The sequence below is a fragment of the Pseudomonas sp. T8 genome, assembly GCF_024610635.1.
GTDB lineage: Bacteria > Pseudomonadota > Gammaproteobacteria > Pseudomonadales > Pseudomonadaceae > Aquipseudomonas > Aquipseudomonas chlororaphis_I.
In genome coordinates this window covers 3,977,669-3,989,369 of record NZ_CP102374.1, presented here as the reverse complement: position 1 = coordinate 3,989,369, position 11,701 = coordinate 3,977,669, and the positions used below count along the sequence as shown (strand labels likewise).

Below are 11,701 nucleotides of genomic sequence, written 5' to 3'. Positions count from 1 at the left end.
AAGCTCGCTCCTACAAGAGGCGGCGCAACGCCGATCATAAAAAACTGTAGGAGCGAGCTTGCTCGCGAAAAAGGCCGATCAACGACGCAAGCTCAAACCTTGCGCCAAACACTCGCCAGCCACGGCTGCTGCTCGCGCGGCAGCCCGGCGGGCCGGTAGTAATGCTCCAGCTCGACAAACCCCGCCGCTGTCAGCAAGTGCTGCCACGCCGCCAGGTCGTGGTAGGCGCCATAACGCGCGCCGTTCCAGCCTTCCTGGTTGTCGCCGCGCGGGTTGGAGCTGAACAGCACGCCGCCGGGTTTCAGCGTGGCGTGCAGCTGGCGCAGCACCCGTGGCAGTTCCTGCGAGGGAATGTGGAACAGCACGGCGTTGGCGAAGATGCCGTCGAAGCGTTCGGCGGGCAGGTCGAGCTTGAGGAAGTCCTGCTGCCAGACCTCGCAGCCGCTGTCGTCGCGGGCCATCTGGGCAAAACGCTCGGAGCCGTCGAGGCCGATGGCGATATGACCGAGGCGGGTGAAGGTCTGCAGGTCGCGCCCGGGGCCGCAGCCGAAGTCCAGCAGGGTGAAGGGCGCCGTGCCCTGGATATGCCGCAGCAGGGCGTCGATGTTCTGGCTGACATCGTGGTCGCGGGTGCCTTCGCGGAAGTCTTCGGCCACCTGGTTGTAGTGACCCAGGGTGGTGGAGGTGATCTGGTCGAGGTCGGTGGGGGCGAGTTTCATGGCGGGCTGCGTTGGTTGGGGTGGTGTGCCGAATATACCCCAAGGGCATTGGCCCTGGTTTGGTGTGGGCCTTGAAAGCCAATCGCGAGCAAGCTCGCTCCTACAAAAGGCGACGCGATCAACCTGTAGGAGCGAGCTTGCTCGCGATGACATCCGAATGGACACCGCCGATCTCAACGCTTGTTGAGCACCTGCGCCAGGCGGTCGCCGCCGAGCTGGATCGCCGCGACGAGGATCACCAGCAGCACGATCACCGTGAGCATGATCTGGCTGTCGAAACGCTGGTAGCCATAGCGATAGGCAATGTCCCCCAGGCCGCCGGCGCCGATGGCCCCGGCCATGGCCGAGGAGTTGATCATGGTCACCAGGGTGATGGTGAAGCCGCCGACGATGCCCGGCAGCGCCTCCGGCAACAGCACATGCCAGACGATGTGCCAGCGTCGGCAGCCCATGGCCTGGGCGGCTTCGATCAGGCCGTGGTCGACCTCGCGCAGGCTGACCTCGGCGATTCGTGCGAAGAACGGCGTGGCGGCGATGGTCAGTGGCACCACGGCTGCCCAGACACCGTAGGTGGTGCCGACGATCAGCCGGGTGAAGGGGATCAGCGCCACCATCAGGATCAGGAACGGGATCGAGCGGAACAGGTTGACGAAGGCCCCCAGCACGCTGTTCAGCCTGGGTGCTTCGTAGATCCCGCCCTTGCCGCTGGTGACCAGGATCACCGCCAGCGGAATCCCCGCCAACAAGGCGATCAGCGACGACACGCCGACCATCAGGAAGGTATCGATAACGCCCTGGAGCAAGCGATCAAACCACATAACCCAGCACCTCTACCTGTTGTGTCCATTGCTTGTGCAAAAAGTGCTGCGCGCGCAGGCGTTGTTCCTCGGCGCCCAGGGACGAGCCGCTGACCGCCAGCAGCAGTTGCCCCAGGGCATGCCCCTGAATCCGCTCCACACCGCCGTGCAGCAGCCGCACGCGCCCGCCCAGGGTGCTGAACAGCGCGGCCAGGTCCGGCTCGTCGCTGGTCCTGCCGGTGAACCGCACGCGCAATACTACCGCCGCGTCCGAAGACTTCGGCTGGGCTTGCAGGCGGTTTTGCAGCTCATCCGGCAAACCGTGCTGCAAGGGCGCCAGCAGGGTCTTGCTGACCTCGTGCTGCGGGTTGCCGAACACTTCCCAGACCGGCCCCTGCTCGACGATATGCCCGTGCTCGAGCACCACCACCCGGTCGCAGATATCGCGGATCACCGCCATCTCGTGGGTGATCAGGATGATGGTCAGGCCCAGGCGCTGGTTGATCTGTTTGAGCAGGCCGAGGATCGACTGGGTGGTCTCCGGGTCCAGCGCCGAGGTGGCCTCGTCGCACAGCAGGATCGCCGGGTCGTGGACCAGCGCCCGGGCGATGCCCACCCGCTGTTTCTGCCCGCCCGAGAGTTGCGCCGGGTAGGCTTTGTGCTTGTCCTTCAGGCCCACCAGTTCCAGCAGTTCGCGCACCTTGCGCTCGCGCTGTTCCTTGGGCACGCCGGCCACCTTCAGCGGCAGCTCGACGTTCTGCCACACGGTCTTGGCCGACATCAGGTTGAAGTGCTGGAAGATCATGCCGATGCGCCGGCGCAGCTCCACCAGGCGGTCCTCGTCGAAGTCGCCGATGTCCACCTGATCGATCAGCACCCGGCCGCCCGAAGGCTGTTCCAGGCGGTTGATGGTACGGATCAGCGACGACTTGCCGGCGCCGCTGCGGCCGATGATGCCGAACACTTCGCCGCGCTGGATCGCCAGGTCGATACCGTGCAGGGCCTGCACCGGGCCTTGCTGGCCCTGGTAGGTCTTGGTCAGGCCGATGAAGCGCACATGGGCGTGATTCAGCTCCGGATGCAACTCGGTCTGCTGCGCGTTTTGCGGCTGTTCGGGCGGCTGCCTGGAGGCCTTGTGCGGGAGATAGGCGACGCTCATCTCAACCTTCCCAGCCGGCTTGGTAGAGCTTGCCGTGGGCTTTATCCAGGGCGGCGCGCACAGCCGGCGAATGCTGGTAGATGTCGACGAACTTGATCAGCCGCGGGTCGGTCTTGCTCTTGGGCTGGATCACGAACTGGATCACGTATTCCTTGTGGTCGAGGCCGTCGAACAGCAGCGCCGAACCGGCGTCGAAGGTCTTGGCCAGGCGGATATAGGCCGGGTAGCCCTGCACCAGGTCGGCGTCGTCATAGGCGCGTACCAGTTGCACGGCCTCGACCTGGAGGATCTTCAGTTTCTTCGGGTTGGCGACTATGTCGTCCTCGGTGGCCTTGTAGCCGACGCCCGGCTTGAGGCTGATCAGGCCAGCCTTGGCCAGCAACTGCAAGCCGCGACCGCTGTTGATCGGGTCGTTGGCGATGGCCACCGTGGCGCCTTCGGGCAGCTCGTCGAAGCTTTTGTATTTCTTCGAGTACAGGCCGACGTTGTTGATGATCCCCGGGGCGAACGGCACCAGGTCGAAACCGGCGGCGGCCTTGGCGTTTTCCAGGAACGGGATGTGCTGGAAGTAGTTCACGTCGATATCGCCGGCGGCCAGGCTGACGTTCGGCGCGATCCAGTCGCTGAATTCCACCAGTTCGACTTTCAGGCCCTGTTTGCCCGCCTCTTCGACGGCGGCCTCCAGGGGAATGGCGAAGGCGGCGGTGGTGCCGACTTTCAGCGGCGCGTCGGCGGCGAATACCGCGCTGCCGAACAGTCCGAGGGCGAGGGCCAGTGCTTTGACTGGGTGGCTTAAGAGCTTGGTTTTCATGGTCAGGTTTCCAGTCAGTGCATAAAGAGGCGGTGTTTGGGTGGGCTTCATCGCGAGCAAGCTCGCTCCTACAGGGAATGCGCTCAACCTGTAGGAGCGAGCTTGCTCGCGATAGGGCGATAGCCCGCTCCGGCGTGTTGCTCGGGTAACTGTGCGTCCTGCTGGAACAGCTTTTCGCGCAGGGTGCCGTTGTCGTAGGCGGTCTTGTACGAGCCGCGGCGTTGCAGCTCGGGGATCACCAGGTCGATGAAGTCGACATAACTTTCCGGGGTGACGATGCGGGTTAGGTTGAAGCCGTCGAGGCCGGTTTCGGCGATCCAGGATTCGAGGTCGTCGGCCACCTGCTGCGGCGAGCCGACCACCGTGATGTAGCGCCCGCCCAGGGCGTGCTGGTCGAGCAGCTTGCGCCGGGTCCAGTCGTTGTTCTGCAGGTTCCGGGTGGCCGACTGGATGGCGTTGCTCTTCACGTACTGGATAGGTTCGTCGATCTCGTACTGGGAAAAGTCGATGGCGGTGGACGCCGAGAAATGCGCCACCCCGGCCTCCGCGCTGGCATGGCTGCGGTACTCGGCGTGCTTCTTCCAGGCCAGTTCCTCGGTCTCGGCGACTATCACGTTGAGCCCCATGAACACCTTGATGTCCTCGGGGTTGCGCCCGGCCGCCACGGCGCTGGCGCGGACCTTGTCCACCTGGGCCTTGGTCGAGGGCTTGTTCTGCCCGCTGATGAACACGCACTCGGCGTGGCGCCCGGCGAACAGCAGGCCGCGATCCGAACTGCCGGCCTGGAACAGCACCGGCGTGCGCTGCGGCGACGGCTCGCACAGGTGATAGCCCTCGACCTGATAGAACTCGCCCTTGTGCTCGACCTTGTGCACCTTCTCCGGCCGGGCGTAGATCCGCTGTTCGCGGTCGTTGATCACCGCGTCGTTTTCCCAGCTGCCTTCCCAGAGCTTGTAGAGCACTTGCAGGTACTCGTCGGCCTGGTCGTAGCGTCGGTCATGCTCGGCCTGTTCGCTCAGGCCCATGGCCTTGGCGGCGCTGTCGAGGTAGCCGGTGACGATGTTCCAGCCGACCCGGCCACGGCTCAGGTGGTCCAGCGTGGACATGCGCCGGGCGAACAGATACGGCGGCTCGTAGGTGAGGTTGGCGGTGAGGCCGAAACCGAGGTTGCGGGTCACCGCGGCCATGGCCGAGACCAGCAGCAGCGGGTCGTTGACAGGCAGCTGGATCGACTCCTTGAGCGTCACGTCCACCGAGTTCTGGTAGACGTCGTAGACCCCGACGATGTCGGCGATGAACAGCCCGTCGAACAGCCCGCGTTCCAGCAATTGCGCCAGTTCGGTCCAGTATTCGAGGGTCTTGTACTGGGTCGAGGTGTCCCGCGGGTGGGTCCACAGACCGTGGTTGATGTGCCCGATGCAGTTCATGTTGAAGGCATTGAGCAGGATCTTTTTCTTCGCGCCCATCAGATGGTCCCCCGCAGTGGCGGGTTCGTCTGGTTGAGGTAGTAGTTGCCCACCGCGTGGTATTTCCAGCGCACCGGGTCGTGCAGGGTGTGCACCCGGGCGTTGCGCCAGTGACGGTCCAGGCCATGTTCGGCCAGGGTCGCCTGGCTGCCGGCCAGTTCGAACAGGGTGCTGCCGGCGGCCAGGGAGATTTCGGTGCTGATGGCGCGGGCCTCAGCGACCGCTATGGAGGCGGCAGCCACGGTCTCAGCGTTGGGCTCGGCCTGGGCGGCGTCGAGGAACTCCCCGGAGCGCTCCAGCAGCGCCTCGGTGGCGTGCAGGCGAATGCTCAGGTGGCCGAAGCTCTTGAGGGTCAGCGGGTCTTCGGTGGCCTTGTCGTTGCCGGAATCGATCCATGGCCGGGTCTTGGTGCGCACGAAATGCAGGGCGTCTTCATAGGCGGCGCGGGCGATACCGGTGTCGATGGCGGCATGGAGAATCTGCGCCAGCGGGCCGACGGTGGTCGGGCGTTCGAAGGCGCTTTGAAAGGGGATCACGTCCTCGGCGGCGACGAACACCTCCTCGAACACCACCGAGCCGCTGCCGGTGGTGCGCTGGCCGAAGCCGCTCCAGTCGTCGATCACGTTCAGGCCCTGGCTGTCCGCCGGGACGAAGGCCAGTTGCTGCACGCCATTTTCATCCACCACCGAGGTGGGGATGCGCTGGGCGTAGATGGCGCCGGTGGAGTAGAACTTGCGACCGTTGATGCGATAGCCGTCGTGCCCTTGCTGCACGTCTCGGGTCAGGCGGGTGGTGCGGTCGTGGGCGGTCTTGGTGCCCAGCTCGGCCAGGGCATTGCCGAAGCGCTGGCCGGCCAGGACCTCGGCGTACAGGCGTTTTTTCTGCGTCTCGCTGCCGTTCACCCGCAGCACTTCGAGGGCGTAGAAATGGTTCTGTGGGATTTGCCCGAGGGAGGCGTCGGCCTGGGCGATCAGGGCGATGACCTTGGCCAGGGTGACGTTGGACACGCCGGCGCCGCCGTATTCCCTGGGCACGCTGATGCCCCACAGGCCGGAGCGGGAAAAGGCTTCGAGTTCGGGGTGGGGCAGGCGGCGTTCGCGGTCGCGCAGGGCGCTGTCGCGCTTGAAATCTTCGGCCAGGTCGCTGGCGACGATCAGGGCTTGCTCATCGCTGGTTATGACCGCGACGTGTTGAGAAAGAGTCATGTACTTCTCCAGAGATCTGGTCGCTTAAATCCAGGAATGGCGAGCCGGCAGGGTGCCGTTCAGGTGGTAGGTGCCGACGGCGTGGTATTTCCAGCGCACCGGATCGTGCAGGGTGTGGACCCGGGCGTTGCGCCAGTGCCGGTCGAGGTTGAATTCGGCGAGGGTGGCGCGGCTGCCGGCCAGCTCGAAGAGCTTTTCGCTGGCCAGCAGCGAGATCTCGGTGGTCAGCACCTTGGCTTCGGCCACGGCGATCGAGGCGCGGGCGGCGGACTCGGCGCTGATCGGCGCGGCGCTGACCTGGTCCAGCACCTGGCCGGCCTTGCGCAGCAGGGCTTCGGCGGCGTGCAGTTCGATTTTCAGCTTGCCGATGTCGGCGATTACATACAGGTCGTCGCTGGCTCGTTCGACGTTGGCGTCGACCCACGGCCGCGAGCGTTCCCGCACGAAGCTGATGGCGTCGTCGATGGCCGCGCGGGCGATGCCGGCGTCGATCGCTGCCTGGATCAGCTGCGAGACTGCCCCCTGGATGTTCGGCGATTCGTTGATCCGCCAGTTGTCCACCACCAGGTCGGCATCGACCCGCACGTTGTTGAGCAAAATGGTGCCGCTGGCGGTGGTGCGCTGGCCGAAGCCCGACCAGTCGTCGACGATGCGCAGCCCCGGCGTGCCGCGCCGGACGAAGGCCAACACCTGCTTGCCGTCGTCGTTCAGCGCCTTGACCGCCACCCAGTGGGCGAACAGGGCGCCGGTGGAATAGAACTTCTGGCCATTGAGCAGATAACCGTCGCCGTCGGCGGTGATCCGCGCCTTGAGTTCCAGGGTGTTTTTGGTCCCGCGTTCCGGGCCGGCGTTACCGATGCGCCAGCCTTCCAGCACGCTCTGGAACAGCTGCTTTTTCTGCCGTTCGGTGGCGCTGCCGAGGATCAGGTTGAGAATGCCGAACTGGTTCTGCGGGATCTGTCCCAGGGCCGGGTCGGCCGCGGAAATGATCGCGAAGACTTCCGCCAGGGTGACGAAGGAAACCTGCGGGCCGCCGTATTCACGGGGGATGGCAATACTGCCCAGGCCACTGCGGGTGAAGTGTTCGATTTCCGCCCATGGCAGCTTGCGCTGCTGGTCGCGTCGGGCCGCCTGCTGGCGGGCGACGGTGGCCAGTTCATGGGCGGCTTGAAGGGCTTCTGCGTCGTTCAGCAGAACCCGTGCGGGCAACAACAGGGGGGCGACATCCAGATCGCTCTGGACATTTGCATCGGCCAGATTGGACATCAGTGCCACTCCTTGGCTGCACGCAATGCCCTGGCGATTTGCACTGGGGTGATTGTGTTCCGGACCATACCTACCTCACATCTTTGGAAGTGCCGCGCCGTGGCGGCGAAATCGGGTTCAAGAATGTCCGGTGGTCCGGTTCATATACCCTATGCGCGTATAAAAATTAAATAAACTAACTTTTAGGAATATGTATAGAAGGGGTTTACGTATACGGCAGGCAAGGGCTGCGAGGAGTAACGGGGGATGGATCCAGGGCTCCTGTAGCCGCTGGCGTAGCCTGCGATCGGCGGCGCAGCCGTCGTAAACCGGGGCATACGGTTTTCCGGGCGGAATGCAGTGGTGGGCCTGGCGGCCGCTGCGTCGGAATGCCGCCCAGACCGTTCGCAGCCTCGCGTTGCTCGGCAGCGGCTACAGGGGAACACGGTTTCTGTAGCCGCTGGCGCAGCCTGCGCTCGGCGGCGCAGCCGTCGTAAAACCGGGGCATGGGATTTGTCGGGCGGAACGCGGTGATGGGGTTGCGCCCGCTGCCCAGCCCTTGGCAGGCTCGGCAGCGAGGCACAGGTCAGGCCTGGGGATGGCCCGCGGTGAGGAACTTGCTGAGGAATTGCCGGGTGCGTTCTTCCTTGGGATTGGCGAACAGCGCCTTGGCTTCGCCCTGTTCGACGATCACGCCCTTGTCGAAGAAGATCACCCGGTTGGCCACGTCGCGGGCGAAGCCCATTTCGTGGGTGACGATGACCATGGTGCGCTTCTCCTCGGCCAGGCCGCGGATGGTCGCCAGCACTTCGCCCACCAGCTCCGGGTCGAGGGCCGAGGTCGGTTCGTCGAACAGGATCACTTCCGGCTCCATCGCCAGCGCCCGGGCAATCGCCACGCGCTGTTGCTGGCCACCGGAGAGGCGCCGCGGGTAGGCGTCTTCCTTGCCCGCCAGGCCGACCTTGGCCAGCAGCCCGCGACCCAGGGCCAGCGCCTGTTCGCGGGGCGTCTTCTTCACCACCAGCGGCCCTTCGATGACGTTTTCCAGCGCGGTGCGATGGGGGAACAGGTTGAAGTTCTGGAACACGAAACCCACCTGCTGGCGCAGTTGCCGCACCAGGCCCTGCTGCTGGGTCAACGGCCGGCTGCCATCGATTTCGATGTTGCCGACCTTGATCCGGCCGCTGGTAGGTTCTTCGAGAAAATTCAGACAGCGCAAAAAGGTGGTCTTGCCCGAGCCGCTGGGGCCGATGATGGCGACCACCTCGCCTTCCGCCACCGTCAGGTCGATGCCATTGAGGACGGTCTGACCCTTGAACTGCTTCGTCAGTTTTTCAACCACAATCATGGGTTCAGGACTCCTGGTCGTGCCGATTGACCCGCTCTTCCAGTCGGTTCTGCAGGTGCGCCAGCACGCTGGCCAGAACCCAGTAGATCAGCGCGGCGGCAAGATACATGGTGAAGACTTCGAAGGTCCGGGCGGTGATCAGCTGCGCCTGGCGGAACAGTTCCGGGACCTGGATGGTGGCGGCCAGGGCGGTGTCCTTGACCAGCGAGATAAAGCTGTTGCCCAGGGGCGGCAGGGCCGTGCGCATGGCTTGCGGCAGGATCGCCCGGCGTAGGGTCTGGGCCCGGGTCATGCCGATGCTGGCCGCCGCTTCCCACTGCCCGCGCTCGATGGAGCCGATGGCCGCGCGCAGGATCTCGCAGGCATAGGCCGCCATGTTCAACGAGAAGCCGATCAGCGCCGCCGGCAGCGGGTCAAGCTCGATACCCAGCTGCGGCAAGCCGTAATAGATCACGAACAGTTGCACCAGCAACGGCGTGCCGCGAAAGAACGACACATAGACGCGGGCGATCCAGCTCAGCAGCTTGAAGCGCGACAGGCGCATCAGCGCCAGGGCGAACCCCAGCGCCAATCCGAAGAACATACCGCCGAGGCTGAGGATGATCGTGAAATACGCGCCCTGGAGCAGGAAGGGCGCGGAGTTCAGCAACAGCTGGGTGGTTTCGGCGATTTGCTGGCTCAACTGCGGGAAATACAGTTCGAACTGAAAACCTGCTTCCATTATTGAGTGACGTCAGCGTTGAAGTATTTTTCCGAGAGCTTTTTCAGCGTGCCGTCGGCGCGCAGTTCCTCGATTGCCTTGTTCACCGCGGCCAGCAGTTCGGGTTCGCCTTTGCGCAGGGCCACACCGGCTTCCTGGCGGGAGAAGGGTTCGCCGGAAACGGCCAGGGTGTCGTTGGTTTTCTTGATCAGTTCGAAGGCGGCCAGGCGGTCCACCAGGATCGCGTCGATACGGCCTACGCGCAGGTCCTGGTACTTGGTCGGATCATCGTCGTAGGTCTTGATGATGGCTTTGGGCACGTTGTCCTTGAGCCATTGTTCGTAGTTGGTGCCCAGGCCGACACCGACTTTGTGCCCGGCCAGGTCGGCGGCGGTCTTGAACTTGCCTTCGTTCTTCTTCTGGGTCAGGGCCTGGATGCCGGAAACGGTGTAGGGGGTGGAGAAGTCGTATTTCTTCTTGCGCTCATCCGAGATGGTTACCTGGTTGATCACCGCGTCCAGGCGCTTGGACTCCAGGGCGGCGAGGATACCGTCCCATTTGGTCGGCTGCAGTTTGACCTTCACGCCCAGCTTCTGCGCCAGGGCTTCGGAGAACTCCACTTCGAAGCCGGCCAGCTTGCCGCTTTCGTCGACGTAGCTGAACGGTGGATAAGTGCCTTCCAGGCCGACGTTGATGGTGCCGGCGTCCTTGATCTTTTGCAGTTGCTCACCGGCAACCGCTTGCCCCAGCAAGCCGGCACTCAGTGCCAGACCTAGCGAGCCAACGAGGATATTTCGACGTAGTGCGGAAAAAATCATGACAAGCCCCTGTGTTTTCTTATGAAGATGCGGTTGGGAAATGCAGGTCAATCGGTGAGCGGGAACGAGCGCCTTATCCTGCACTAAATGCAGCGTATGCGTCTCGCGGCAAATTCGCCTGCGGCGCGACTATAAGTGGCTGCTTATAGATGTAAAAATAATATAAATTCACATTGTTATTCTTTTTATAAATATGAAGATTCTCAATCTTTGTAGCCGCTGCCGCAGGCTGCGATCGGCTGCGTAGCAGGCGCAAATCCGGCGAACGCGTCTCTTCCGATACGCCGCATGCGCAGGTTTTACGACGGCTGCGCCGCCGAGCGCAGGCTGCGCCAGCGGCTACAGGCATTTGTCAGGCAAACGATCCGGCATAAGCGAACAGCGCCGGTGCGCCGCCGGTGTGCAGGAAGATGATCGGGCCGTCGTCGAAGCGCTGGCGGCCGATGCCGTCGAGCAGGCCGGCCATGGCCTTGCCGGTGTAGACCGGGTCCAGCAGCAGGCCTTCCTGGCTCGCCAGCAGTTTCACCGCGGCCAGGGTGCCGGCATTCGGCTCGCCATAACGCGGAGCGAAATATTCGTCCCACAACTCCACCTTGAAGCTGTCCGGCAGCGTCACCCCGAGCAATTCGGCGGTGCGTTCGGCCAGGCCCTGGACCTTCGGCCGCTGTGCTTCGTCGGTGCGCGACACGGTGACGCCGATCACCGGCAGTTGCGGCAGCACTTCGCTCAAGGCCAGGGCCAGGCCGCTGTGGGTGCCGGCGCTGCCCGAGGCCAGGACCACGGCGGCGAAGTCGAGCCCGGTGTTGTGGATCTGCTCCGCCAGCTCCAGGCCGGCACGCACGTAACCCAGCGCGCCCAAGGCGTTGGAGCCACCAATCGGCACCAGGTACGGCTGCTTGCCGCTGCTGCGCAGGCGCTCGGCCAGGGCCTGCAACTGCTCGTCGGCGTTGTCCAGGTTGTCCACCAGCTCGACCTTGGCGTCGAACAGGTCGAGCAGCAGGCGGTTGCCGTTGCCCAGGTAATTGCCGTCGTCGGTGCCGATGGGGTTTTCCAGCAGGGCGACGCAACCCAGGCCCAGCTTGGCAGCCAGGGCCGCGGTCTGGCGCACGTGGTTGGACTGGATGGCGCCGGCGGTAATCAGCGTGTCCGCGCCCTGGGCCAGCGCATCGGCGGCCAGGTATTCGAGTTTGCGCAGCTTGTTGCCGCCCATGGCCAGCGGCGTGGTGTCGTCGCGCTTGACGTAGACATCGCGGCCGAGCCAGGTGGACAGGCGTTCGAGTTTTTCCAGGGTGGTGGCACCGCCCAGCAGGTCGAGACGGTTAAAACGGTCGAGCTGTTGTTTGATCATGAGGCCGCACGGGTTGTCAGAGGTGTCAGGGACTATAGGCAGCGATATTTGCCGGGGCAACCGTCAATCGCTTATGCCAAAAGGT

11 protein-coding genes are annotated in these 11,701 nt (G+C 64.2%); all 11 read right to left on the bottom strand.

Annotated features, from left to right (window positions below):
* Nucleotides 1-92 precede the first annotated feature (92 nt).
* Nucleotides 93-719: a bifunctional 2-polyprenyl-6-hydroxyphenol methylase/3-demethylubiquinol 3-O-methyltransferase UbiG gene (locus tag NRG23_RS17910; protein WP_009046432.1), complete on the bottom strand. Its 627-nt coding sequence runs from the start codon at nt 717-719 to the stop codon at nt 93-95.
* A gap of 173 nt (nt 720-892) precedes the next feature.
* Nucleotides 893-1,537, bottom strand: coding sequence for a methionine ABC transporter permease (locus NRG23_RS17905; RefSeq protein WP_257371496.1), 645 nt, complete (start codon nt 1,535-1,537; stop codon nt 893-895).
* Nucleotides 1,527-2,675: a methionine ABC transporter ATP-binding protein gene (locus NRG23_RS17900; RefSeq protein ID WP_257371494.1), complete on the bottom strand. Its 1,149-nt coding sequence runs from the start codon at nt 2,673-2,675 to the stop codon at nt 1,527-1,529. The genes NRG23_RS17905 and NRG23_RS17900 overlap by 11 nt, the downstream gene beginning before the upstream one ends.
* Nucleotide 2,676: 1 nt before the next feature.
* Nucleotides 2,677-3,486 carry a MetQ/NlpA family ABC transporter substrate-binding protein gene (locus NRG23_RS17895; RefSeq protein WP_016702547.1) on the bottom strand — a complete coding sequence of 270 codons (810 nt, stop codon included), beginning with the start codon at nt 3,484-3,486 and terminating at the stop codon, nt 2,677-2,679.
* Between the two features lie 83 nt (nt 3,487-3,569).
* The gene (locus tag NRG23_RS17890; protein WP_028683856.1) at nt 3,570-4,952 is read right to left on the bottom strand and encodes an LLM class flavin-dependent oxidoreductase; all 1,383 of its coding nucleotides are present in this window, start codon (nt 4,950-4,952) and stop codon (nt 3,570-3,572) included.
* Nucleotides 4,952-6,157 carry an SfnB family sulfur acquisition oxidoreductase gene (locus NRG23_RS17885; RefSeq protein WP_198919622.1) on the bottom strand — a complete coding sequence of 402 codons (1,206 nt, stop codon included), beginning with the start codon at nt 6,155-6,157 and terminating at the stop codon, nt 4,952-4,954. Before NRG23_RS17885 ends, NRG23_RS17890 begins: the two co-directional genes overlap by 1 nt.
* A gap of 24 nt (nt 6,158-6,181) precedes the next feature.
* Entirely contained in the window at nt 6,182-7,423 is a 1,242-nt protein-coding gene (locus NRG23_RS17880; protein WP_009041673.1) for an SfnB family sulfur acquisition oxidoreductase, read from the bottom strand.
* 565 nt (nt 7,424-7,988) lie between these two features.
* A complete protein-coding gene (tcyN, locus tag NRG23_RS17875) occupies nt 7,989-8,750 on the bottom strand; it encodes an L-cystine ABC transporter ATP-binding protein TcyN (RefSeq protein WP_009046438.1) in 762 nt (253 codons plus the stop codon).
* A 4-nt stretch (nt 8,751-8,754) separates the two neighbouring features.
* Entirely contained in the window at nt 8,755-9,420 is a 666-nt protein-coding gene (gene tcyL, locus NRG23_RS17870) for a cystine ABC transporter permease (RefSeq protein WP_028683854.1), read from the bottom strand.
* 50 nt (nt 9,421-9,470) lie between these two features.
* Complete coding sequence (gene tcyJ, locus NRG23_RS17865; RefSeq protein WP_009046440.1) at nt 9,471-10,268, bottom strand: cystine ABC transporter substrate-binding protein; 798 nt, start codon at nt 10,266-10,268, stop codon at nt 9,471-9,473.
* 352 nt (nt 10,269-10,620) lie between these two features.
* Nucleotides 10,621-11,616: a D-cysteine desulfhydrase gene (locus NRG23_RS17860; protein ID WP_053268015.1), complete on the bottom strand. Its 996-nt coding sequence runs from the start codon at nt 11,614-11,616 to the stop codon at nt 10,621-10,623.
* Nucleotides 11,617-11,701: the final 85 nt, after the last annotated feature.